The 24748-nt window shown below is 57.5% G+C and carries 26 protein-coding genes and 1 other RNA gene; 22 read left to right on the plus strand and 5 right to left on the minus strand.

The features are described from left to right. Nucleotides 1–13 precede the first annotated feature (13 nt). Nucleotides 14–418 (minus strand): ferric iron uptake transcriptional regulator, encoded by a 405-nt coding sequence (gene fur / locus CKW16_RS17830; protein ID WP_003197684.1) that lies wholly within the window; start codon nt 416–418, stop codon nt 14–16. Between the two features lie 97 nt (nt 419–515). Here fur and CKW16_RS17835 point away from each other — a divergent pair, with 97 nt between their 5' ends. Beyond that, nucleotides 516–1043: an outer membrane protein assembly factor BamE gene (locus CKW16_RS17835; protein WP_095129507.1), complete on the plus strand. Its 528-nt coding sequence runs from the start codon at nt 516–518 to the stop codon at nt 1041–1043. Between the two features lie 61 nt (nt 1044–1104). On the opposite strand, the gene CKW16_RS17840 is transcribed toward CKW16_RS17835, so the two are convergent. From CKW16_RS17840 to CKW16_RS17850, 3 genes are read right to left on the minus strand one after another with little or no spacing between them, the layout of a single operon-like run. Further along, nucleotides 1105–1419, minus strand: coding sequence for an RnfH family protein (locus CKW16_RS17840; protein ID WP_095129508.1), 315 nt, complete (start codon nt 1417–1419; stop codon nt 1105–1107). After that, entirely contained in the window at nt 1412–1846 is a 435-nt protein-coding gene (locus CKW16_RS17845) for a type II toxin-antitoxin system RatA family toxin (RefSeq protein WP_095129509.1), read from the minus strand. The genes CKW16_RS17840 and CKW16_RS17845 overlap by 8 nt, the downstream gene beginning before the upstream one ends. Before the next feature lie 7 nt (nt 1847–1853). Beyond that, complete coding sequence (locus CKW16_RS17850) at nt 1854–3257, minus strand: sodium-dependent transporter (protein ID WP_095129510.1); 1404 nt, start codon at nt 3255–3257, stop codon at nt 1854–1856. A 118-nt stretch (nt 3258–3375) separates the two neighbouring features. On the opposite strand from CKW16_RS17850, the gene smpB reads away from it, so the two are divergent. Next, on the plus strand, nt 3376–3858 hold the full coding sequence (smpB, locus tag CKW16_RS17855; RefSeq protein WP_008149046.1) for an SsrA-binding protein SmpB: 483 nt from the start codon (nt 3376–3378) through the stop codon (nt 3856–3858). Between the two features lie 143 nt (nt 3859–4001). Here smpB and CKW16_RS17860 read toward each other — a convergent pair whose 3' ends face one another. Then, entirely contained in the window at nt 4002–4769 is a 768-nt protein-coding gene (locus CKW16_RS17860) for a GntR family transcriptional regulator (protein ID WP_008149047.1), read from the minus strand. Nucleotides 4770–5031: 262 nt separating this feature from the next. On the opposite strand from CKW16_RS17860, the gene CKW16_RS17865 reads away from it, so the two are divergent. From CKW16_RS17865 to CKW16_RS17960, 20 genes are all read left to right on the plus strand, one after another. Further along, nucleotides 5032–6726 (plus strand): lactate permease LctP family transporter, encoded by a 1695-nt coding sequence (locus CKW16_RS17865; RefSeq protein ID WP_095129511.1) that lies wholly within the window; start codon nt 5032–5034, stop codon nt 6724–6726. 151 nt (nt 6727–6877) lie between these two features. After that, complete coding sequence (locus tag CKW16_RS17870) at nt 6878–7702, plus strand: (Fe-S)-binding protein (RefSeq protein ID WP_095129512.1); 825 nt, start codon at nt 6878–6880, stop codon at nt 7700–7702. Next, on the plus strand, nt 7699–9153 hold the full coding sequence (locus CKW16_RS17875; RefSeq protein ID WP_056741052.1) for a LutB/LldF family L-lactate oxidation iron-sulfur protein: 1455 nt from the start codon (nt 7699–7701) through the stop codon (nt 9151–9153). Before CKW16_RS17870 ends, CKW16_RS17875 begins: the two co-directional genes overlap by 4 nt. After that, nucleotides 9153–9824: a lactate utilization protein C gene (locus tag CKW16_RS17880; protein ID WP_095129513.1), complete on the plus strand. Its 672-nt coding sequence runs from the start codon at nt 9153–9155 to the stop codon at nt 9822–9824. The genes CKW16_RS17875 and CKW16_RS17880 overlap by 1 nt, the downstream gene beginning before the upstream one ends. Next, a complete protein-coding gene (locus CKW16_RS17885; RefSeq protein ID WP_095129514.1) occupies nt 9821–12661 on the plus strand; it encodes an FAD-binding and (Fe-S)-binding domain-containing protein in 2841 nt (946 codons plus the stop codon). The genes CKW16_RS17880 and CKW16_RS17885 overlap by 4 nt, the downstream gene beginning before the upstream one ends. A 98-nt stretch (nt 12662–12759) precedes the next feature. Next, entirely contained in the window at nt 12760–13032 is a 273-nt protein-coding gene (locus CKW16_RS17890; RefSeq protein ID WP_095129515.1) for a hypothetical protein, read from the plus strand. Between the two features lie 327 nt (nt 13033–13359). Then, nucleotides 13360–13638: a hypothetical protein gene (locus CKW16_RS17895; RefSeq protein ID WP_095129516.1), complete on the plus strand. Its 279-nt coding sequence runs from the start codon at nt 13360–13362 to the stop codon at nt 13636–13638. A 95-nt stretch (nt 13639–13733) separates the two neighbouring features. Continuing rightward, nucleotides 13734–14127: a transfer-messenger RNA gene (gene ssrA / locus CKW16_RS17900) on the plus strand. 167 nt (nt 14128–14294) lie between these two features. Next, on the plus strand, nt 14295–15530 hold the full coding sequence (locus tag CKW16_RS17905; RefSeq protein ID WP_095129517.1) for a tyrosine-type recombinase/integrase: 1236 nt from the start codon (nt 14295–14297) through the stop codon (nt 15528–15530). 280 nt (nt 15531–15810) lie between these two features. Continuing rightward, nucleotides 15811–16650 carry a hypothetical protein gene (locus CKW16_RS32615; RefSeq protein ID WP_256580516.1) on the plus strand — a complete coding sequence of 280 codons (840 nt, stop codon included), beginning with the start codon at nt 15811–15813 and terminating at the stop codon, nt 16648–16650. Nucleotides 16651–16742: 92 nt separating this feature from the next. Then, a complete protein-coding gene (locus CKW16_RS17915) occupies nt 16743–17063 on the plus strand; it encodes an AlpA family transcriptional regulator (protein WP_095129518.1) in 321 nt (106 codons plus the stop codon). Then, nucleotides 17060–17668: a hypothetical protein gene (locus CKW16_RS17920; protein ID WP_095129519.1), complete on the plus strand. Its 609-nt coding sequence runs from the start codon at nt 17060–17062 to the stop codon at nt 17666–17668. Before CKW16_RS17915 ends, CKW16_RS17920 begins: the two co-directional genes overlap by 4 nt. Continuing rightward, nucleotides 17665–17970 (plus strand): hypothetical protein, encoded by a 306-nt coding sequence (locus tag CKW16_RS17925; protein ID WP_095129520.1) that lies wholly within the window; start codon nt 17665–17667, stop codon nt 17968–17970. The genes CKW16_RS17920 and CKW16_RS17925 overlap by 4 nt, the downstream gene beginning before the upstream one ends. A 376-nt stretch (nt 17971–18346) precedes the next feature. Further along, nucleotides 18347–18505 carry a hypothetical protein gene (locus tag CKW16_RS32330; RefSeq protein ID WP_164486047.1) on the plus strand — a complete coding sequence of 53 codons (159 nt, stop codon included), beginning with the start codon at nt 18347–18349 and terminating at the stop codon, nt 18503–18505. After that, the gene (locus CKW16_RS17930; protein ID WP_095129521.1) at nt 18502–18786 is read left to right on the plus strand and encodes a hypothetical protein; all 285 of its coding nucleotides are present in this window, start codon (nt 18502–18504) and stop codon (nt 18784–18786) included. Before CKW16_RS32330 ends, CKW16_RS17930 begins: the two co-directional genes overlap by 4 nt. Next, nucleotides 18783–19055, plus strand: coding sequence for a DUF3077 domain-containing protein (locus tag CKW16_RS17935; RefSeq protein WP_095129522.1), 273 nt, complete (start codon nt 18783–18785; stop codon nt 19053–19055). Before CKW16_RS17930 ends, CKW16_RS17935 begins: the two co-directional genes overlap by 4 nt. Beyond that, nucleotides 19052–21958 (plus strand): DUF927 domain-containing protein, encoded by a 2907-nt coding sequence (locus tag CKW16_RS17940; protein WP_095129523.1) that lies wholly within the window; start codon nt 19052–19054, stop codon nt 21956–21958. Before CKW16_RS17935 ends, CKW16_RS17940 begins: the two co-directional genes overlap by 4 nt. A gap of 92 nt (nt 21959–22050) precedes the next feature. Then, the gene (locus CKW16_RS17945; RefSeq protein WP_095129524.1) at nt 22051–22995 is read left to right on the plus strand and encodes a chromosome segregation protein SMC; all 945 of its coding nucleotides are present in this window, start codon (nt 22051–22053) and stop codon (nt 22993–22995) included. Between the two features lie 219 nt (nt 22996–23214). Beyond that, entirely contained in the window at nt 23215–23580 is a 366-nt protein-coding gene (locus CKW16_RS17955) for a histone-like nucleoid-structuring protein, MvaT/MvaU family (RefSeq protein WP_095129526.1), read from the plus strand. Between the two features lie 321 nt (nt 23581–23901). Further along, the gene (locus tag CKW16_RS17960; RefSeq protein WP_095129527.1) at nt 23902–24537 is read left to right on the plus strand and encodes a hypothetical protein; all 636 of its coding nucleotides are present in this window, start codon (nt 23902–23904) and stop codon (nt 24535–24537) included. Nucleotides 24538–24748 lie beyond the last annotated feature (211 nt).

The raw sequence follows: 24748 nt of genomic DNA on the forward strand, positions 1-24748 counted from the left end.
TCGCGCGACATGCTTACTTTTTCTTGCGTACGTACAGCACAAGGTTGTGATCAACCATCTCGAAGCCATACTTGTCGACGATTGCCTTCTGCAGTCGCTCGATTTCTTCGTCGAAGAATTCGATCACTTCACTGGTCTCGACGTTGACCATATGGTCGTGATGCTTGCCGTCGTCCAGCTCGAAGACCGCATGGCCCCCGTCGAAGTTGTGCCGCACCACAAGGCCAGCTGCCTCGAACTGGGTCAGGACACGGTAAACCGTGGCCAGACCGACGTCCTCACCAGCTTCCATCAGCGCCTTGTAGACGTCCTCGGCACTCATGTGGCGTTGCTCGGCGGAATCGAGCATTTGCAGAATTTTGACCCGTGGAAGGGTCACTTTGAGGCCGGCTTTGCGTAGTTCGCTATTTTCAACCATGGTCAGCTTTCTCGCGATGCTGCTTCGCAGCTTCTCTTAATGCGGGTATGATCGGCGTTTACGTTGTCCCAGCCAAGATAGTGGAAGTCGCCCACCGATGCAAAACACCAAGCTCTTGCTAACCAGTTTCACCTTTGTGGGACTGCTCGCACTCGCCGGTTGTTCATTCCCCGGGGTTTACAAAATCGACATCCAGCAGGGCAATGTCGTCACGCAGGACATGATAGACCAGTTACGCCCGGGAATGACCCGCAAGCAAGTACGGTTTATCATGGGCAACCCTCTGTTGACTGACACGTTCCATGCCGATCGCTGGGATTATCTGTACAGCCTGCAACCGGGTGGCGGTGAACGCCAACAGGAACGCATTAGCGTTATCTTCAACCCAAATGACCAGCTTGTCAGCCTCTCTGGTGATTTCATGCCAGGCGTGAGCCGCGACGAAGCCATTCTCGGCAAGGACAGCGGCACTACAGTTGCTGCGCCAGCAGAAAACGTCGAGAAGCCGAAACCAGAAAAACCGGTCAAGCCAGGTTCGTTGCTGGACCAGATCCAGAAGGACGTCGACGGTGTAGAAACCGTTCCAGTCCCGACTCCAGAACCTCTGGAAACCTCGCCGCAATAATTTGCGACGCAATAAAAAACCCGGCATGTCCGGGTTTTTTATTGTCCAGCGCTTGAGCGAATCACTGATTCCGGGTTTTGGCCTCAGCGGCCTTGGCTGCGCGTAACCGACGAACCTCTTTCGGATCAGCCAGCAATGGCCGGTATATCTCGATGCGATCTCCAGCCTGGACAGGATGCTTGTCCGGATCAGCGATCACTTTGCCGAAGATTCCTACCGGGCAACCGGCCAGATCCAACTCCGCAAACGCCTCGCCGACACCTGACATCAGCAAAGCCGCCCGCACGGTTGTTCCTGCCGGTACCGACACCGACAGGAGCACCTGACGCTCAATGGCGGCATACACCACCTCAACGTCAATCACGGCCTCAACCATGCATCTGTTTGGCGCGCTGGCAGAAGGCATCCACCAGCGTATTGGCCGCCTGATTGAACAACGGCCCCAGGGTCGCGCGGATAATCGGACCGGCGTAATCGAACGACAGGTCCAGACTGATCTTGCAGGCTTTCTCGCCCAACGGTTTGAACACCCAGACACCATGCAGTTGATTGAACGGGCCTTCCTCGAGGTTCATCTCGATCGAATGCCCAGGCACCAGCGTGTTGCGCGTTACGAAATGCTGACTGAGACCGCCCTTGGCCACGCCGACGCTAGCGCGCATATGCTCAGGAGAACTCTCCAGGACTTCGGCCGATGAGCACCACGGCAGAAATTCCGGGTAACGCGCCACGTCGTTGACCAGGTCATACAGCGCTTGTGCCGGATACGGCAGCAGGGCCGAACGTTGAATGTGTGTCGTCATGTCAGCGTCACTTCCACAGCTGGGCGGCAAACACTACGAGAATGCCGATGGGCGCCACATAGCGCATCAAGAACAAGGACAGGGCAAACAATGCAGGGTTGCGGATCGACAACTCGTCGCGTACCGCTTCACGCCCCATCACCCAGCCTGCAAACACCACGAAACACAAACCACCGAGTGGCAACATGATTCGCGAGGTGAAGAAATCGATCACACCAAAGAAGTCCAGGCCACCGGCCGCACCCCATTGATAGAGGTGGAACATCCCGCCTTCGTTCACGAAAAATTTGGCTTCCTTCCAGATATTGAAGGAAAACACCGTGCCCAGACCGACAAACCAGCAGATAAATGCCAGCCAAAAGGTCACCCAGGCGCGACTGACTTTCGTGCGTTCAACCAGGTAAGCCACCATCGGCTCAAGCAAGGAAATCGCCGAGCTCCAGGCTGCAATCGCTACGAGCACGAAGAACACTACGCCCATCAACTGGCCAAACGCTACGTTACCAAAGGCAAATGGCAGGCTGACGAACATCAGGCCAGGGCCCTCGCTCGGGTTCAGGCCCGCGGCAAACACGATCGGAAACAATGCCAGACCAGCGACTAGGGAAACGAAGGTATCGAGCAATGCCACGCCGACGATGGTGCCGGAAATCGATGAGTTCTTCGGCATGTAGGCGCCGTAGATCATGATCGAACCGACGCCCACGCTCAGGGAAAAAAACGCGTGCCCCATGGCGGGCAGCAAGCCGTCGAGTACTTTTTCCGGGTGGAAGTCGAACATGAAATGCACGCCTTCCATGAAATGGCCGGTGGTCATGCTGTAGCCCAGCAGCACCAGAATCATCACAAATAGAAGCGGCATCATGATCCGCAGACTGCGCTCCAGGCCGGCGACCACGCCTTTGGCGATGACGACAGCAGACAGCAGCATGAAAATCGTGTGCCAAAGTGTCAGGCGCCATGGGTCAGCGATCACATTGCCAAAGTAGGCGCCGACCTGATCAGGTGTTGCACCCTGGAAGTCGCCACGGCCCATATCGATGATGTAATCCAGCGACCAGCCGCCAACCACACTATAGAAAGACAGGATCAGCAACGCCGTGATCATCCCGGCGAATGCGCCCCAGGACCATTTGCCCGAATGCCCGGCCTCCAGCGCCAATACCTTCAAGGCGTTGGCCGGACTCTGCCGTGCACGGCGACCGATCAGGGTTTCGGCCAGCATGACCGGCACACCGATCAGCGCGATACAGGCCAGGAACATCAGCACGAAGGCGCCGCCGCCGTAGACACCGACCATGTACGGGAATTTCCAGATACTACCCAGGCCCACGGCCGAACCGGTCGCGGCGAGTATGAAGACCCAGCGGCTAGCCCAACTGCCGTGGACAGAAACCTTGTCTGTCGACATCGTTATCACGCCCAAGCGTTCAAAAAAGAGGCCGCATTGTCCGGGATTCAATCAACCTGCTCAAGCACGTAGCGATACCGTAGCCGACTCGCGTGCAACTCCCTATAATGCCGCCCCTATGGCTAAACAGAAGAAACACCCAACAGGGACCATCGCGCAAAACAAAAAGGCGCGACACGATTACTTCATCGAGCACAAGTTCGAGGCTGGTCTGGTCCTGGCCGGCTGGGAAGTAAAAAGTCTGCGGGCAAGCAAGCTGCAACTGGTTGACAGTTACGTGCTGCTCAAGGATGGCGAAGCCTGGCTGCTCGGCAGCCACATTACGCCGCTGATGACCGCCAGCACCCACGTCATCGCTGATCCGACCCGCACCCGAAAATTGCTGCTCAACCGGCGCGAGCTGGAAAAGCTGGCCACGGCCGTGCAGCAAAAAGGTTACGCCTGCGTGTGCCTGTCCTGGTACTGGAGCAAGCACATGGTCAAGTGCGAGATCGCTCTGGGCAAGGGCAAGAAGGAATACGACAAGCGTGATACCGAACGCGAACGCGACGCCGGTCGCGAGTTGCAGCGTGCGGTGCGCAACAAGGGCAAGGAAGACTAACTCTTTGCCTTGAGTTCGCCTTACCTGATCGTTCCCACGCTCTGCGTGGGCATGCATCCCGTGACGCTCCGCGTCACAAAGCGGACGCAGAGCGTCCATTGCTGCATTCCCACGCAGAGCGTGGGAACGATCAAACCTACTGACTACATTCCCTTGCGCCGCTCCGCCCGAGCCATGCGCTGTACTTCCTGACGCACTTCTTCCAGCACTTCCTGCACATACAAAATGTGTCGGCTGGAGACTTCCCGCGCCTGCTCGGCCCTTCCTTCAATAATCGCCAGGTACAACTCCCGGTGCTGCGTGATCAGCATGTCGCGGGTTTCCGTACGCTGCTTGTACATCCCGCCGATGTTCGTCACCACGTTGCGTTTGAGCAGATCGAACAACCCGCGAATGGTGTGCAGCAACACCGCGTTGTGACTGGCTTCAGCAATTGCCAGGTGGAATTTCGCATCCGCCGCCCCCTCTTCCGCCCGACTTACCTCGTCGTGACGCGTATAGCAGTCCTGCAATTCGTTGAAGGCCGCGGTCAATCGCTCGCGATCAACGTCCGTAGCACGCATGGCTGCGTAATAGGCGCAGGAGGCCTCCAGGGTGTGACGAAATTCCAGCAGATCGCGCTGCGCTTCAGGGTTGCTTTCCAGCAGATGCAGCAGCGGATCGCTGAAGGTTGACCCCAGCGACTCCACCACATAATTGCCGCCACCCTGGCGACTGACCAGCAAGCCCTTGGCCGCCAGTTTCTGAATCGCTTCGCGCAACGAAGGGCGTGACACGCCGAACTGCTCGGCCAACGCACGTTCGGCCGGCAAGCGCTCACCCGCCTTCAGCGTGCCCTCGAGAATCATCCCCTCGAGCTGCTCGACAATATCGTCAGACAAACGGCGCTGACGAATCTGATCAAACCCCATAACTCATTTCTCCACGATCCCGACGGCTCGCCGGGGTCTCTATTCTGGCCTATCAGCGCTGCATCAGCACCTGTCAGACGGCATTTGATCGAGCGGACCAGATGACTTCTGCACCACGTATTCGACAAAAGTTTTAGGGCGACAAATTGACACGCCGCCTACAAGGCTTTTACCCTAGCCAACAGCGATTGTAAATTGGTATTACCAATTATCCAAGAACGCTGACCAGTGCCTGACCAACAACAATTAGGGGCCACCCCATATGCAAACCTGGCAACAGCTCTATTCTCCGCTCGGCAGTCTCGGCGTGTCCGCGCTCGCGGCCGTTATCCCCATCGTGTTTTTCTTCCTGGCATTGGCCGTGTTCCGACTCAAAGGACATGTGGCCGGCAGCATCACGCTGGCCTTGTCCATTGCCGTGGCGATCTTCGCCTTCCAGATGCCGGTCGACATGGCCTTCGCCGCCGCCGGATATGGCTTTGCCTACGGGCTGTGGCCGATTGCCTGGATCATCGTGGCGGCGGTATTCCTCTACAAACTGACGGTCAAGAGTGGTCAGTTCGAAGTGATCCGCAGCTCGGTACTGTCGATCACCGACGACCAGCGCCTGCAAGTGCTGCTGATCGGCTTCTGCTTCGGCGCCTTCCTGGAAGGTGCCGCCGGTTTCGGTGCGCCGGTCGCGATTACCGCCGCACTGTTGGTAGGCCTGGGCTTCAACCCGTTGTACGCCGCGGGCCTGTGCCTGATCGCCAACACCGCGCCAGTTGCGTTCGGTGCCCTGGGGATTCCGATCATCGTTGCCGGGCAAGTCACCGGTATCGACGCGTTCAAGATCGGCGCCATGACGGGTCGCCAACTGCCGCTGCTGTCGCTGTTCGTGCCGTTCTGGCTGGTGTTCATGATGGATGGCCTGCGCGGCGTTCGCGAAACCTGGCCGGCAGCACTGGTCGCCGGTTTGAGCTTTGCCATTACCCAATACTTCACGTCGAACTTCATCGGCCCGGAACTGCCGGACATCACCTCGGCCCTGGCCAGCCTGATTTCCCTGACGCTGTTCCTGAAAGTCTGGCAACCGAAACGCGCTGCAGGCCAACACATCGTCGGTGCCGTCTCGGCTTCCGTAGTGGGCGCCAGCGCTGGCGGTTTCGGCCTGCCGCGCAGCACCGTGGCTTCGCCTTACAGCTTTGGTGAAATTCTCAAAGCCTGGTCGCCATTCCTGATCCTCACCGTGCTGGTCACCATCTGGACATTGAAACCGTTCAAGGCAATGTTCGCCGCTGGCGGCTCGATGTACAGCTGGGTGTTCAACATCGCCATCCCGCACCTCGATCAATTGGTGATCAAGGTTGCACCGATCGTGACCGCCCCGACAGCCATCCCGGCGGTGTTCAAACTCGACCCGATTTCCGCGACCGGTACAGCGATTTTCTTCTCGGCGCTGATCTCGATGCTGGTGCTGAATATCAATGTCAGAACTGGTCTGACCACTTTGAAGGAGACCTTCTACGAACTGCGCTGGCCGATTTTGTCCATCGGCATGGTGCTGGCATTCGCCTTCGTTACTAACTATTCGGGCATGTCCTCGACTATGGCGCTGGTTCTGGCAGGCACCGGTGCAGCATTCCCGTTCTTCTCGCCGTTCCTGGGCTGGCTGGGTGTGTTCCTGACCGGTTCCGACACCTCGTCCAACGCACTGTTCAGCTCGCTGCAAGCGACCACCGCGCACCAGATCGGCGTCAGCGATGTGTTGCTGGTAGCGGCGAACACCAGCGGCGGCGTGACCGGCAAGATGATCTCGCCACAATCGATCGCCGTGGCCTGCGCCGCGACCGGCCTGGTAGGCAAGGAATCGGATCTGTTCCGCTTCACCCTCAAGCACAGCCTATTCTTCGCAACAATCGTCGGCCTGATTACCTACATCCAGGCCTATTGGCTCACCGGCATGCTGGTGCACTAAGTACTACACGAAAAAAAGCAAAAACCGACGCCGGACCACGATTCCGGCGTCAGCTATTCACAACCCGGTCTGTAAGGCTGCTGAAAGCTTGCCTCTCTATATTCAGCAGCCTCAACAGACGGATAACCGGGACCACCCGGAGACACGCCTGATGAGCGAGCTTTTTTACAACGCTGTGCCGAATGCGACCCGCGTCGCCCCGCCACTGCCCGAGCCTCGGCAATACCCCAGCCAAAAACCGTCACGGGTCTACCTGTTCGGAACCTGCGTGGTGGATTTGTTCTACCCCGAAGCCGGGATGGACGCGATTCACTTGCTGGAACGCGAGGGCATTCGTGTCGAGTATCCGCAGGGGCAAAGCTGCTGCGGGCAACCGGCCTACACCTCGGGTTACACCGAGCAGGCGAGGACCGTTGCACGCTCGCAACTGGCGCTGTTTGCCGGAGACTATCCGGTGGTGGTGCCGTCGGGATCGTGTGCCGGGATGTTGCGCGAACATTACGCCGACTTGTTCAAGGACGAGCCGGACACACTGAAACAGGTTCAGGCGCTGGCTGCCCGGACGTATGAACTGGCCGAGTTTTTGTTGTTTGTCTGCAAGGTGCAGCTCAAGGACAGTGGCGAGCCAGTCAAAGTAGCGTTGCACACGTCGTGCTCGGCACGCCGTGAGATGAACACCCACTTGCATGGCCGCGAGTTGTTGGCGCAGCTCCGTAACGTGGAGCGAGTCGAGCACAGCCATGAAAGTGAATGCTGTGGCTTCGGTGGGACTTTCAGCGTCCGTATGCCAGACATTTCCGGCGCGATGGTGGCTGACAAGACCCGGTCGTTGAAGGAATCCGGCGCGCACAAGGTACTGAGTGCCGACTGCGGTTGCCTGATGAACATCAATGGCTCGCTGGAGAAACAGAAGGAAGCATTGCGCGGCCAACACCTGGCCAGCTTCCTTTGGCAGCGAACCGGAGGTGTTCTATGAACGCTTCCGCGATTATTCCTACGGTTGCCGTAGAAGAAGATTTTCGCATCCGGGCTCACAAGGCGTTGGATGACAAGCAACTGCGAAACAACTTTCGCACTGCGATGGATTCACTGATGACAAAACGGGCAGCGTCCTTCAGCGATGCCCACGAAAGAGAACATTTGCGAGTGCTGGGCAATGCTGTCCGCGCCCGTGCGTTATCCAAGTTGCCCGACCTGCTCGAGCAGCTTGAACAGAACCTGACCCGTAACGGTGTGACAGTGCACTGGGCGGAAACGGTGGACGAGGCCAATGGCATCGTCTTATCGATCATCCGCGCTCACGAGGGGCGGCAAGTGATCAAGGGCAAATCGATGGTCAGCGAAGAGATGGAAATGAATCATTTCCTCGCTGAACAGGGCATTGAATGCCTGGAATCGGACATGGGCGAGTACATCGTCCAGCTCGACCACGAGAAGCCTTCACACATTATTATGCCGGCGATCCACAAGAATGCCGGTCAGGTCGCGTCCTTGTTCCACGACAAACTTGGCGTGGAATACACCAAGGACGTTGACCAACTCATTCAGATCGGTCGCAAGGTCTTGCGGCAGAAATTCTTCGAGGCGGACATCGGCGTCTCCGGCGTCAACTTCGCCGTGGCCGAAACCGGCACCCTGCTCCTGGTGGAAAACGAAGGCAACGGGCGCATGACCACCACGGTGCCACCGGTGCACATCGCCGTCACCGGCATCGAAAAAGTCGTGGAAAACCTGCGCGATGTGGTGCCACTGCTGTCACTGCTGACCCGTTCAGCCCTCGGCCAGCCGATCACCACCTACGTCAACATGATCTCCGGCCCGCGCAAGGAACATGAACTCGACGGCCCTCAGGAAGTGCACCTGGTATTGCTCGACAACGGTCGCAGCCAGGCCTTCGCCGACAGCGAATTGCGCCAGACCCTGAACTGCATCCGCTGCGGCGCCTGTATGAATCATTGCCCGGTCTACACTCGAATCGGCGGCCACGCCTATGGGGAGGTTTACCCTGGGCCTATCGGAAAAATCATCACCCCGCACATGGTCGGCCTGGCGAAAGTCCCGGATCACCCGAGCGCCTCGTCGCTGTGCGGCGCCTGCGGTGAAGTCTGTCCGGTAAAAATTCCGATTCCGGCACTGCTGCGTCGCCTGCGGGAAGAAAACGTCAAAGCCCCGGACAGCCCCCATCAAGTGATGCGCGGCCAGGGCAGCAAGTACTCGCGTAAAGAACGGTTTATCTGGAATGCCTGGGCGAAGCTCAACAGTTCACCCACGCTTTATCGACTGTTCGGCTTCTTCGCCACTCGCTTGCGCGCACTGGCGCCGAGCAACGTCGGCCCCTGGACGCAAAACCACAGCGCACCGAAACCCGCTGCCCGCTCACTGCATGATATGGCCCGCGAGCATCTGGCCAAACAGGGAGATCGCTGATGAGCGCCAAGCAAAATATCCTCGCCAAGTTACGGAAAAGTCTGACGGGCACCACGCCGGTGCCTGACGATTTTGACGTCGAACTGGTGACAGCGCCCTACACATACACCGACGAGCAACGCATCCCGCAGCTGCGCAAACTGATGGAAGCGGTGCACACCGAAATCCATCTGACGTCCGGCGAAGGTTGGCCTTCGTTGCTTGCTCAGTTGTTGCGGGACCGTCAGTTGCCGAGCTTGTTGATCGCACCGACTACACCCCACGGTCAACGTGTCACTCAGCACTGGGCGAAAAATCCTGGCCTGCCGACGCTCCAGGCTTACGACCGTCCAGTTGAAGAATGGAAAGCCGAGCTGTTCAACGACACGCCTGCCAGCCTGACCACCACCCTCGGTGCAATCGCTGCCACAGGTAGTCTGATTCTCTGGCCTACGAAGGAAGAACCGCGCTTGATGAGTCTGGTGCCGCCGGTGCACTTCGCCCTGCTCAAGGCCAGTGAAATCCGCGACAACTTCTACCAAGTGCAGCAGGAATTCGCATGGGCCCTAGGCATGCCGACCAATGCCCTGCTGGTGTCCGGCCCGTCGAAAACTGCCGATATTGAGCAGGTCCTGGCCTACGGCGCTCACGGTCCGAAAGACCTCGTGGTCTTGATCCTGGAGGACCAATGAATCTACCCGCGGCTTTCCTGCGAGATGCGCAGCAACTGATTCCCCAAGACCGACGTTTCGACGACCCACTGTCGACCTTGGCCTTCGGCACCGACGCCAGTTTCTACCGGCTGATTCCGAAACTGGTGATTCGTGTCGAGTCCGAAGATGAAGTCGTCGAGCTGCTCAAACTGGCGCAACGCGATCAGGTCCCGGTGACCTTCCGCGCCGCTGGCACCAGCCTGTCCGGCCAGGCCATCAGCGATTCGGTACTGATCGTGTTAGGGGATAACTGGAACGGTCGCGAGATCCGTGGCCAAGGCACGCAAATCCGTCTGCAACCGGGCGTGATCGGCGCGCAGGCCAACGCGTGGCTGGCGCCGTTCGGACGCAAGATCGGCCCGGACCCGGCTTCAATCAACGCCTGCAAAATCGGCGGCATCGTCGCCAACAATGCCAGTGGCATGTGCTGCGGCACGGCACAAAACACCTATCACACGTTGGCTGGCATTCGTCTGGTGCTGGCCGACGGCAGCCGTCTCGATACCGAAGATGCGGCGAGTGTTGCGGCGTTTCGTGAGAGCCACGCTACGCTGCTTGAACGCCTGGCAACGTTGGGCCGCGAAACCCGCGCCAATGCCGAACTGGCGGCGAGAATTCGCCACAAATACCGTCTGAAAAATACCACCGGCCTGTCACTCAACGCCCTGGTGGATTTCGACGAGCCTGTGGATATCTTGAGCCACTTGCTGGTGGGCTCCGAAGGCACCCTCGGTTTCATCAGCGCGGTGACTTACGACACGGTGATCGACCATCCGAACAAGGCCTCGGCGCTGATCGTGTTTCCGGACGTGGAGACCTGCTGCAACGCCGTGACCGTGCTGAAAAGCCAACCGGTATCAGCCGTCGAACTGCTGGACCGCCGCAGTCTGCGTTCGGTGCAGGACAAACCCGGCATGCCCGCTTTCGTACAACAGTTGTCGAACAATGCCTGCGCTCTGTTGATCGAATCCCGCGCCGCATCGTCCACCTTGCTGCAGGAACAACTGGCGCACATCATGGCGTCGTTGACTTCTTTCCCGGTGGAAAAACAAGTCGACTTCACCGAAGACCCGGTGGAAAACGCTCGGCTCTGGGCGATCCGCAAAGACACCTTCCCTGCCGTCGGCGCGGTGCGCAAAACCGGCACCACGGTGATCATCGAAGACGTGACCTTCCCGGTTGAACAACTGGCCATCGGCGTAAACCGCTTGATCGAGCTGTTCGACAAACATCACTACGACGAAGCGATCCTTTTCGGACACGCGCTGGAAGGCAATCTGCACTTCGTCTTCACCCAAGGTTTCAACAACCCGGAAGAAGTCGCACGCTATCAGGCGTTCATGGACGACGTGGCGCAGTTGGTGGCGGTGGAGTTCGGCGGTTCACTGAAAGCCGAACACGGCACCGGGCGCAACATGGCCCCCTTTGTCGAACTGGAATGGGGCAGCGATGCCTACCAGTTGATGTGGCAGCTTAAACGTCTGCTCGACCCTAATGGCATTCTCAACCCGGACGTGGTGCTCAGCGAGGATCCGCAGATCCACCTCAAGCACCTGAAGCCGTTGCCGGCCGCCGATGAGATTGTGGATAAGTGCATTGAGTGCGGTTTTTGCGAACCGGTCTGCCCGTCGAAAGGCCTGACCCTGAGCCCGCGCCAGCGCATCGTGATTTGGCGTGACATTCAGGCGAAGAAACGCGCTGGCGTGGACACCACCGAACTCGAAGCCGCTTACGAATACCAAGGCATCGACACCTGCGCCGCTACGGGACTCTGTGCGCAGCGTTGCCCTGTAGGAATCAACACCGGCGAGCTGGTGAAAAAGCTCCGCAGCAGGAAGGCAACTCATACGAAAACCGCCAATTGGCTGGAAGGTAATTTCGCCACTGCGCTGCAAGGTGCTCGTTTCACCCTGCACGTGGCCAACGGTGCGCGAATGCTGTTGGGGGCGCCACGACTGGCAAAGCTTTCGGCAACGTTGACGCGCCTATCCAAAGGTCAGGTCCCGCAGTGGACAAACGCCATGCCGCAACCGGAAAAAGCCATTCGCTTCAGCCCGACCGTGTCGGACGAACGCCCTCGGGTGGTGTACCTCGCGGCCTGCGTGTCGCGGGCAATGGGCCCGGCGGCGGGTGATAAAGAGCAAATGTCGCTGTACGACAAAACCCGTGGGCTGCTGGAAAAGGCCGGTTATCAAGTGGTCTTCCCGGACAACCTGGACAACCTCTGCTGCGGTCAGCCGTTCGCCTCCAAGGGCTACGCAGAACAGGCCGAACACAAACGCCAGGAACTGATCGGCGCCTTGCTGCACGCCAGTCGCGGCGGGCTCGACCCGATCTATTGCGACACCAGCCCCTGCACCTTGCGTCTGGCCCAGGACCTGGGCGATGTGCGTCTGGACCTGTACGACCCGGTGCGTTTCATTCGTACGCATCTGATGGATCGTCTGGAGTTCACGCCGCAGGAAGCGCCAATCGCAGTGCACGTCACCTGCAGCACCCAGCACCTTGGGGAAAGTCAGGCGTTGATCGATCTGGCGCGCAAGTGCAGCAAAAACGTGGTTATTCCTGAAGGCATTCATTGCTGCGGGTTTGCCGGCGACAAGGGCTTTACCACGCCTGAGTTGAATGCTCATTCGCTGCGCACGCTCAAGGATGCGGTTCAGCAGTGCAGCGAGGGGATTTCTACCAGCCGCACGTGTGAGATAGGTCTGACGCAACACGGCGGAATCGATTACCACGGGCTAGTCTATTTGGTGGATCGGGTAACGCAGGCGAGGGTTATGCAAGAAAAAAAGAACCCTGATGCGCTGCCATAGTCCACAGAACAAGCCCGGACGTTACCGGGCTTTACCCAAACTCGGCAGCCCGTCCTGATGGCCAGCGATGCCTGGACCCTCAGTTCAAGGAGATACTCATGAAACGTTCTGTACTGTTAGGTCTGTTCGTTACTGTCTCGCTGATGGCGTCCACCTCGTTTGCCGCCGAAGACCTCTGTGCGGTCAACTTGAAAACCATCGAAAATGCCAAGACACAGACGCCTCCGGAGATGACTGATCAGGTGATGGACAGCGTCAAGAAAGCCAAAGCCGATCAGGCAAAAGGCACCAAGGAAGGGACTGATGACTGCATCGCCGAGACCGAACAAACTATCAAGGAAATCAAGAACGCGAACAAAGGCGGGAAGTAATCCAGCACAAGGCCAACCTTCGGGTTGGGCTGGTGGCCCCCGGAGCCACCCAATATGAAGCAAACCAAAACCCGCCAATTGCGGGTTTTGTTGCATCTGGGGTTGCTCATGTGGAAGAGGTCACCAGCGAAAAGAAGCGATTGCGCCCGCTTTTAATGCCATTGCTTCTATCAAACAATTTTTTCATAGCCCTTCTGCTAAAACCGAATTCCTGCGTCGCGCCGTAGTCTTTTAAGTAGGCCCCATCAATCGTGGCTTATTTTCCGACCTCGGCCGAGCCGCCTGCTCATACGGCAGCACCGAGTCCATCAGCTCAAGGAGATATCCATGAAACGTACCGCACTCGCTGGTCTGTTCATTTCTGCTGCAATGTTGGCCTCTCCCGTATTTGCTGCGGACAACGACCTTTGTACGAGCAAGCTGCAAGAGCTCAAAAACAAAGTGACTTCACTGCCAGCGACCTCCACAAACACCACAATGGAGATCAAAAGGCTGCTGGCCAGCGCCGAAGCTTCAAAAGCCTCCGGGGACGACAAAAAATGCGTCACCGAGGCCACCCAGGCATTGGCACTCGCTAACAACCAGAGCAACCAGGCCAACCCATAATCTGCGGTGGCCAACCTTCGGGTTGGCCTTCTGAGCCACGTTGGCGTACACTGCGCAGGCTTGTTGCTCACTTTGATTCACAGAGCAACAGGCTCGGGGCCGTTTAGGATTCGACGCCGGTTGCGAAACTTTAGGTGCATGCCGAGTTGGTAACAGAACTCGTAAATCCACTGTTGCAACTTTCTATAGTTGCCAATGACGAAACCTACGGGGAATACGCTCTCGCTGCGTAAGCAGCCTTAGCCCTTCCCTCCTGGTACCTTCGGGTCCAGCAATCATCAGGGGATGTCTGTAAACCCAAAGTGATTGTCATATAGAACAGAATCGCCGTGCAGTACGTTGTGGACGAAGCGGCTAAAACTTACACAACTCGCCCAAAGCACCCTGCCCGTCGGGTCGCTGAGGGTTAACTTAATAGACACGGCTACGCATGTAGTACCGACAGCGGAGTACTGGCGGACGGGGGTTCAAATCCCCCCGGCTCCACCAAATAGCAGTCTAGACCTGTATCAGACAGTCTACGAAACACCCCAAGAAGCCCGCCCTGTGCGGGCTTTCTTGTTTCTGGCTATCCCTCTCTGTCTACCCCTATCCCAGCTTGCGCTGTATCCTCCCGTGTACCACGGATGTAAATTGAAACTGATGGGTACAAGGATATGAAGCGCAATGAAATCAAACGTCGTCCGCTAGCAGACACGGTCGTAGCCACTCTGGAACCCGATTCAAAGGAGTACCGGGAGCACGATGGGAACAACGTGTACCTTCGGGTGCGGACCGATGGCAAAAAGTCATGGCAGCTCCGCTACAAGAAGGCTGACGGTAAGTGGTCATGGATAGGGCTAGGCAGTTACCCGGCTGTCGCTGGATCTGCTGCACGACAGAAAGCAGCCGAGCTGCGGGCTAATACCGCTGAAGGGAGCAACCCGCTGGCAACAATGCGTGCCAAAAAAGCTGCGGAGTTGGAAAGCGCCAGTAATACCTTCGAGAAGCTAGCTAGGGAATGGTACGTCTCCAAGCGAAAAGGCTGGACCGCAGGTACCGCCGTTCGAACCATCGGCGCGTTGGAGCTTCACGTTTTCCCGGTTTTCGGAACCCGCTCCTATCGCGAGATTCTTCCGATGGAGTGGATGGACTTCCTTCGCTCAATGGAACGTAAAGGAATCATTGAGCAGACCAGTCGGGTACGCGGGATGTGTCGTGAGATCTACGACCTTGCCCGGGTAACCGGACGTGCGACACACAACCCGCTGGAAGGCCTGCATAAGTTTCTGCAAACAAAGCCCGCAGAAAACTACGCCCATGTATCCCAAGAGGAATTGCCTCCCCTTCTCCGAGCAATTCGCGCTTATCCAAGTGCTATGGATATTCGAATTGGTCTGCACCTGCTTTCCATGCTGGCTTGTCGTCCGTCCGAAATTCGCGAAGCTCGGTGGTCGGAGTTCGATCTGAAAAAAGCAATTTGGTCGATACCGGCGGAGCGAATGAAACGTCGCCGAGAGCATCTGGTGCCACTTCCTCACCAAGCGGTCACTCTGCTGAAAGAACTACACATCTTGACTGGTAGCTATCAGTTACTTTTTCCAGGCCGCAGCGATACGACTAAAGCACGTTCTAATACCGTCTTCTTGATGGCGCTACGTCGTCTGGGTTACGAAGGCCGACAGACCGGCCACGGATTCCGACACATCTCCAGCACGATCCTCAACGAGCATGGTTTTGATGAAAACCATATCGAGGCCCAGCTTTCGCATGTGAAGGATGGAATCGCGGGCGTGTACAACAAAGCTGTCTATCTCAAACAACGTACGACGATGATGCAGTGGTACGCGGATTACCTGGATCAGTTGGCTGCTGGGAATGTCACTCACCCCCCTCTTGATGAGGTGGTATGAGCGCGTATATCCGTACCCCCTCCAAAAGCCGTGTTACAGGTGTTACGCGTGTAACGACCAATGCGAAATGCCCGAGTTCATTGGCTTTCACGTCCGTTACACGATTGCGCGGCTGCTGCTCCACCCGGTGTAACGCTGCCCAAACGTGTAACGCCAGAACAAGCCCTCGCCCACTGCGGGCCGACCTCCGGCGCTCGTCTACAAAGGAGCTTTCGCTGGTTACGCTCCCAAAATATAGGGCGTGGGATCAAGCGTTACACGATGGGGGGGATGCTGAGAGATGACTCACGATCAGATCATTGCTCACTCAGCACTAACGTCTGGCCTGAGGGGGTACCTGTCAGACCAATCGCTTTACGCACTGTGCCGTGAACAGCTAACTGACGTGTGTTACTTGATCGATCAGTGTTGTCTGCGTATCCAGAATGGCGGCATCGATAACGATCTCAGCAGCATGTGCATCAAGACGACCGTGCATGAGGAGACCATTTACCAGTATGCATCCACCGACCACAGAGCGCGCCTTGCGCATTGGGTTCGCCAATACAGCACTTGTTACTCCGCTTCGGATCAAGAGGCTCACGCGGCCTACATCATGGCCTGCGCTGTGAAGGCGCTCAGCGTCTTGGGGGATTGGATGCGTGAAGCCGATCAGAAGGTCTGGGCTTATGCATCGAAGCATTCGACCGACTGGCCGTGGGATTTCTACTGCCATTTTGTGGAAACGCAGATTGATCTTGAAGAACGCATTGAGGCGCTCGATCTATATGCACTTTATCTGGAACCGATTATTTCGCTGCCCTGCCTGAACAATGATGAGCTAAAACCCATCGCTGATCGGGCTATCAAAAACGCCATTCGCACGAAAGGCGGCATCATCAGCGGGATAGAGCGTGCTCAAGACACGAGTGCACGTGACGCGGCAATCACTAAACAGGGCCGTCACTACTCGGCGTGCGGCATGTCACGGAGGGACATCACATCGAAGGTGCATTCCTGGCTCAAGCAGGAGGTCGCAAAACCACCCGCGCAGCGCCCTGAGTGGATCGCCCTTGAAACCGAAAAGGCGCTGACGCGTAAAAGCGTAGAGGCAATTCTCAAACGCAACTTCGTGGTGTAAACCTGAAATTTCAATTGGAAGTGAACTGCTCACCGCCGCTTAATCTCTAGACCATTGCTCTCGTCAGACCAAACCAATCGAGAGCAATGCCAATGACCAAGAACTTCGCCCACCTGTCCGCTCCAACCTTCTCAAATCTTGCCAGTCCCTTCGGCTCCACTTCGGCCGTACCAGACTTAGACACTCCATTTGACCCCGCCACCACCCTCATCCGCATGCCACGTCTCGAGATCGCAACGGGACTAAAGCGCTCGACGATCTACAAGCTTATGCAGTGCCCCGAAAGTGGTTTCCCACTGCCAGTCAAACTGAGCAACAGCACCGCGCGTGGTGCGCCGGTAGCTTGGGTTTTTTCTGAAGTGCAGAGCTGGGTCAAAAGCCGTATTGAAGCCCGTGACCAGGTGGCCGCATGAAGCGCAATTACTGCCCATTCAAGGGGCCATTTCTCGACTCGTACAGCATCGGATTCCGCCTCTATCAACCCGGTGCAATCAACTGGCGTCATCGCACCATCGCGGGCGTGAGCTGGAACGGCGAAGAGCAGGAAGCGTTCTTTTTTAGCCCGGACGGCCTCGTTCTCCCACTTAAAGCGAATCCTTGGGAATTGCCCGAACTGATCCGTAAAAACGCGGTGCGCAGAGAGTTTTCGAGCATCCACGGTACCGGTTATTTCGCAATGAGTGGCAGCCGCCTCGCCTCACTGAAAACGCGTGGTATGACCGACTGGGTCACCTACTGGCTGGTGGATCAATCGGCGGGGTACGCGAACGATCCGGCGGTATGGCAACGCATCACGGATGAGGATCTGGCCGTGGAGAAAACCGCAACCGAGCGCCTTCACCACGACATGCGCTTGACCTCGGATCTGACCGAGTATGTGGATGAATGCCTCGCACAACACCGCAATTTACTGGCTGTCGAACACCGCCGACGTTGCGCCGAAGACAGCAAGATCTTGGCTTGGCTCAAAGGCGAAACACCACCGCCGCTGTTTGCCTTTGCGCAGGAGGCAGCATGAATCGCCAGATCGCTGACAATGCTTTGATGCATCCGTTTTCGGTGTTGCGGCGAATTGGCTTTTCGCCCCGCCTCATGCAGCGCCTTGAGCGCTACCGCAGCCAACAGGACAAGCAAGGGCGCGTTGTCAGCGTACTCAGCTGGGCCGACGGCACCTGGTGCGCCCTCTCCCTCCACTGCGAAAAAATCGGAGCCGTGATCGCCGACGAAGGCGAGCAAACGCAAGCCTACGAAGACGCCCGCTCCATGCTCAGCGGTGGCTTCCTGCCCCTCCTTTCCCTGCGCTGGGAAGCCCATGCCTGAAACGAAAACGCCTCCGGGGGCGATCCGGAGGCGTTGAGGTATATCTACATGCACAAACAATTTATGCCGCATATGAAAAAACCGCAAGTCATCAACACAGTTGCACTTTCAAAAATCGGACGTTACTCTCTGGTCGTCGCTGCAAATTCAGCGACCGGGTTTAGCGGCCCGAGCACATACAGGCGCACAAGCGCTTCCGACTCGATTGCATGCGCTTTTTTTGTGCCTGCGACTCTCGTTTATGGTGGCTGTGCGTGGGAGACCTTCGGGTCTGCCGGGGTCCTGTATGCCCGGTCCGCTAACCCGCGCACAGCTGCCACCCTCATTCGTTTAGCGGCGAACCGTGGCAGCTCCTCACATACAGGAGCTTCACCAGATGCACGCCCTCAATCCGTCCAAAATTCGCGCCGCTGCACACCGTGCAATGGCTCTCGCCGCTTTACACGCCAACTCCAGCCTCGCTACACGTCTTGCCCGCTACAACGACCACATGGCCAAAGCCCGCGCCCTCGAAACCGCAGGCGGTGCCCAATGAACAACGCCCTGAGCTGTGCCCTGCCTGAAGACCTGCTCTGCGTTAATCCGAAAGCGGAAGCCGGTGTACCCATCGACGCCATCACCTGCGCCATTGACCGAGCCGACTCGGTGCTGATTCTGCTGGAGGATCACTTCGAAAACGAATCCTCGCGCCTTGCCAATCACATCATTGCCGCCGTTCTTTGGGATGTGCGCGGCACTCTCGGCCTGATCAAAACCCTCGCCTTGCACGGTGACTCCACCTCCATTCCGACTGCACAGAAAGGCGGTGCGCTATGACCACCTCCACCACCCGTGGTCACGCCACATTTACCCGCGTGAATGCTACCGATTTAAAGTTGCTCCGGGTCAATGCAGGAGTACCAGTCGAGGATGCACTGGAGATGGCTTCCCTGCTGCAACATCACGCCAACCAGCTGAACTTCGACGCGGCCATGAGCGACCACGGCGAGCGTTTCAGTTGGCCTGCTCTGTACCTTGGCGAGATGGCCAAAGCATTGATCGACGACATCAACGACGCGCTGTTCTTGGCGAGGGCTGACGCATGAGCCAACGCCCGAGCAGCTCCGCGAAACGTCCCAGCTTCGCCGACGTGAAAACCGCTGCACTGAAAGACATTCATCGTGTCCTGTCGCACTGGCTGCCCAGCGGCAAGCGAATCGACGGCGGCAAGGAATACACCGCACCGAATCCGACCCGCAGCGACAAGCGCGCCGGTTCGCTCAAAATCAGTTTGAGCAAGGGCACGTGGGCCGACTTCGCCACCGGCGACAAGGGCGGTGACCTGATCGATCTGGTGCGCTATTTGGACGGCGGCACCGACGTCGAGGCCTGTAACAAACTGGCAGACCTGCTCAACGTATCGCCCGGCGCCGCCCAGGCCAAGCCAGCGCCCGCCAAGACAAAAGCACCTGAGTGGAGTGCCATTCAGCCGATCCCGGCCGAGGCCATGAACAAGTGCCCGGCCAAGCATCGACAGCACGGCGCGCCGTCCAAGGTGTGGATCTACCGCGACGCGCAGGGCCAGCCGCTTATGGCGCTTTACCGCTTCGACCTCGCGCCGGATGAAGACGGCAGACCGAAGAAAGTCTTTGCTCCCCTGACATGGTGTCAGCGCGCCGATGGCCAGACCACGCAATGGCGCTGGCAGGGTCTACCCGATCCGCGTCCACTGCTGCGCCTTGACGAACTGACCCAGCGCGCTGACGTACCGGTTATTCTCTGCGAAGGCGAGAAAGCTGCCGACGCCGCCGCCGAACTGTTGCCCGGCTACGTGGCCACCTGCTGGCCGAACGGTTCCAATTCCTGGCACAAAGCCGACCTGACACCGCTCAAAGGTCGCGACGTTTTGTTGTGGCCGGACAACGATGTCAGCGGTAAAGCCTGCATGGAAGCCGTCGCCGACAAGCTGCGCGAGATCGGCGCCGCCTCGGTTCGTGTCATCGCGCTGGAGGTGTTCAACCGCAAGCCTACGCTGAAGAACGACGCCGCTACCTTCGCCAAAGGTGGTCAATGGGACGACGGCGACGATGCAGCCGATGCACTCGCCAAAGGCTGGACATCTGCCCATTTCGCCGAGCTGGAAAGCAGCGGTGAACTGTTCGGGTTGGCTGTCGAAAAGCCGGTATCTGATCACACCGAGACCAAGCCGGAACCAAAGGCAAAAGCAGCAGCCAAGCGTCCCTCGAAGCCAAAAAATGACCTGATGCCCGGTGGCTTTCGCCTCACGTCAGAAGGCGTGTTTTATGCCAGCGACGACGGCGAGGCGCGCCCCGTGTGTTCGCCTCTGGAGATACTGGCCCGCACTCGCGACGACAAAGGCCAGAACTGGGGCCTGCTGGTCGAGTTCGACGATCCCGATGGCGCCAAAAAACGCTGGAACATCCCGGCGCGCACCATGACCGGCGACTTCGGCAAGGACGTACTTGGCCCATTGGTAGACATGGGGCTGCGTCTGGCCGGTAGTCGCTCCGGGCGCAATGCACGCAACGACCTGCAAAGTTACCTCGGCGGCTTCGACAGCGCGCAACGGGCACGACTGGTCACTCGCTTGGGCTGGCACGACAGTGCCTTTCTGCTGCCAGAGCAACAGGTCGGCGCACACAGCGAACACCTGCACTTCTACGAGGCCGGTTCTCAGCTTCCGCCGATCAGCGAAGCGGGCACGCTCGAGCAATGGCAAGAGCAGATCGGCGCACTGTGCGTTGGCAATCATCGCTTGGCGTTCGTCGTCGGCGTGGCCTTTGCGGGGCCGCTGCTGCACATGCTTGGCCACGAATCAGGTGGCTTTCACTTGTACGGCGACAGCTCGGGCGGTAAGACCACGCACCTTCGAGTCGCTGCTTCGATTTACGGCGGGCCGCGTCTGGTGCGTTCTTGGCGCTCCACCGACAACGCGCTGGAATCCATCGCCGCCGCGCACTCTGACGGCCTTTTGGTGTTGGATGAGATCGGCATGTGCGATCCACGCATCATCGGCGAGACGGTGTACATGCTCGGCAACGGCACGGGCAAGGCACGCGCCAATGACCGAGGCCAAGCAGGCCGACAGGTACAGGAATGGCGTCTGCTGTTTCTCTCCACCGGCGAGAAGACGCTGGCTCAGCACATGGCTGAGGCCAACAAGGAGCTGAAAGCGGGCATGGAGGTTCGCATGCTCGCGGTTCCAGCCGATGCTAGCAAAGGCTTCGGCATGTTCGACGCGCTCAATGGCTTTGAGGATGCGGCAACACTGGCCGACACCCTCAAAGAACGGGTAGCGAAATATTACGGCACACCGCTTACCGCCTTCCTCACAGCGCTGTGCGAACCGGGTAAACGCCACGGTTGGTCCGCCATCCTGCGTCGCACGCTGGAAGGGTTTATCGCTCAGTCGCTACCGGCCTCGGCCAGCGGACAGGCGCACCGGGCAGCCGCTCGTTTCGGCCTCGCGGCCGCAGCGGGTGAGCTGGCCACCGCCATGGGTATCACCGGCTGGCCGGATGGAACCGCCACCACCGCCGCTCGCGTATGCCTCAACGCCTGGATGAACGAGCGTGGCGGCGCCGGGAACTTCGAAGGTGATGCGATCTTGGCGCGGCTGCGCCAGGTCATCGAGCGCTTCGGCGAAAGCCGTTTTACCCGCTGGGAATCGACGGCGGCAAAGATCGACGAACACGGCCCGCGCACCATCGACCGCCTCGGCTTTCGCAAGACGCTGGAGCACGGCTTGGGCGACTCCCTTCACACCACCAATACCTACTACGTGCTGCCCGAGTTATGGCGCTCGGAGATCTTCCGGGGCATGAACATCAACGCCGTGAACAAAGAGCTGCTACAGCGCGGCGTTCTGGAGCCGGGAGGTGATGGCAAGGCCTCGAGTTTGATCCGATTGCCCGGCCTCGGCACGCAACGCTGCTACGTCGTGAAGACGATTCCGGGAATGGCTGAGAGCGAGGCTCGGGCTGCCTGAGGGCATCTCTGCTGATCGAGGTAGCGCCGGCTTAATCCCGGCCTCGCCAGCCACTCAACCCACCCCAATCGAATTGAACAGAGACTAAACAGATGAACGAAATTCAAGACCTGAAAGACCGTCGCGACCAACTGCTGAGCGAGGCAGAACGACTGCACGCCGAACTGCTACCCCTTGAGGCCGTGCTGGAAAGTGAAGAACCCATCGAACCTGATCGGAAACGCGAACTACGGGACAAGTACAACGAGCTGAAAAGGAATTTCGATTCGCGCAACAACAATGCCGACCTTCTAAATCGGAAAATCAGTCGCCGTGAGAACCTCGCCAATTGCGACTCCTTGATGGCGGGTTACATCGAGGCGATGGATAACTGGACCGCTGATGAGCAGGAGCTAAACGAAAAGCGCCAGAGCCTCAGCACCCGCCTGGCACAGATCCAACAACAGGCGGTTGAGGACATGGCCAAAGCCCGTCAGGCTGAAACAGACGCCGCCACTGCGTACGCGCAGGCGGTCGCTTGGGGCGACACCGAAGGCGAGGAGACCGCCAACGCCGACGCTCAAAAGGCCGCGAAGAACCTTACAGCAGCCGCCGAACATAACCGTCGGCAAACACTGATGATGACTGCTCTGGAACAGGAGTTGGTCACCGTAGATAAATACATCGCCGAAGCACAGGAAAAGCATAAGGGGATAGAACGCACCGCCCTCTGGCTCTCGAAGACGGTACTGGAGGAGCAATGGAACGAGGCCGCAAAAGCGTTGTTCGAGGTGGGTGGAAGGCTGTGGGCCAATTACAACCTGCTGGGGCTTGATCAGGTAAACCTTATGAAACTGGCCGTTCCAGAGGAAGGCGAAAACTTCGGGAAGTGGACGTGGCACGAGCTTTCCGACCGCTCTCGTCAATACATCGCACGGGACTTAGTCCAGCTCAACAGTCTGCCAATACCGCAACAGCCCGAAGATCTGAGCAATCCAGAACAACGCAAGGATAAACGCAATGAACAAGCCACTACAGAACAGCGCGAGCTGGTCTGACACGCTCAGAACTCGGAAAGCCCATCTGAATGCTCTGCTGAAAACCATCGACGCGAGTCTGGGCAAAACCAGTCAGATACAAACGCTAACCATCAACGCAATTAAAGCGGAAATGGCGCATATTGAAAGCCAACTGAATCGCCGGAAATAGTGCTGAACTTGTAACCAGCGCTACCATCCTAATAAACAGGTACAGCCTCTCAGAACAAGGGAATCAACATGTCCAAACTTGCAGAATACCGTCAGCTGGAAAAACATCTCGCCGAGCAACTCCAGGCACTGGAAGCACTGAAAGGCGATGATGGACTGAAGAAAGAAATGGAGTTCGAATCGAAGCTGCGCAAGCTGCTCGATCAGTATGGTTTCAGCCTGAAGCACATCATTAATCTGCTCGACCCACAAACCACCGCCCGACGCCAATCTGCGGCTCCGGCCGCCAGCACACGCAAGCCACGCGAACTCAAGATCTACAAAAACCCGAATACCGGGGAAGTGATCGAAACCAAAGGTGGGAATCACAAAGCTTTGAAAGAGTGGAAAGCAGAGCACGGCGCTGACGTCGTCGAGGGATGGTTGAAGAAGTAAAACAATGCCACCTGAAAAAGGGCCCAGACGGGCCCTTTTTGGTAATGATGCTCGGCTGAACAGTAAATAAATCTCGTCGTAAGCTCACAGCTGACCGGCGAATCTTCTCCATATTGCGTTGCTTTCCACTACAGGAATCGAAGACCGCTTTCGGCCAAAAGCTGCCATCCACCAAAGGCCGCGTTCTTACCAGCTTCTCATCTGGACATGACTGAGCCTACATTCCTTGCCGTTAAAGAAGAATGACACTATGCCGATGCAATGGTCTGCCCCAACCGATGCTAGGTTGGGGTTAATACGTTGAGCAAGGAGCAGGCAGCAATGGAACTCGGGTACATCATAAAGATAATTGTCGCGCTAGGAACAATGGCCGGGGCTGCCAAAGTCGTCTATGAGCTTTCTGTCGGCGGCAAGCTTCGATTAAGGGAAGAGTATCGCTTCGCCAAAGAATTTCTGAAAGACCTCGAAACAACCCCTAAACTTCATCATCTTGCTGAGGAGCGAGGCTATTACGCGCTAGCAGGGACTTCTTCCATGAAGGCTTCCGAAATCAAATACTTGGTATCGTTGAGGGACGCGGACAGGCGCCTTAAAGACTATGTGCTAGCGCGGAGATACGTAGTGTTAAAAGAGGGGACAAATAAAATCGGTTTTCGCGACAAATACAGATCCGTATGGTCCAGAACCTGGAGAAAAGTCATCCACATCATTACCTATATGATAGGTTCCTTCTTAAGCTTTTCGCCCTTGTTAGTCATTCAGCCATTCGGGCTGCCGCCAAAGTATATGCTTCTAGTGTTTATCACACTTCCATGCTTTGGCTTCTTTGCGGTGGACTTCATGCGATCATTTGTCAAGATTTCTAGAGGAGAGGTGCTCGTCAAAGAACAGCAGGAGCACGCTCCGCGAATCTATGTCGAAAAGGAACACAGAAAAACTGCCGGTACGGTTACTTAAGCCGGGCACTGATTAGCATGCAGCTCCAGACCTAGTCGGACCTTAATAGTCTGCGCACGTAGGTTACGGGGCGGTGATGGTGTGACGCTCGATGTGGCGACTGACGGCCAATTGCGATAAGTCGCGAATAACTGTTACCCGGCAGTTCCGGTCTGTCATGATTCATCAGAATCTGGAGCAATTGAAGATCGGGAAGCTGATGATATATATG

It is taken from the genome of Pseudomonas sp. Irchel s3h14, from assembly GCF_900187425.1.
GTDB lineage: Bacteria > Pseudomonadota > Gammaproteobacteria > Pseudomonadales > Pseudomonadaceae > Aquipseudomonas.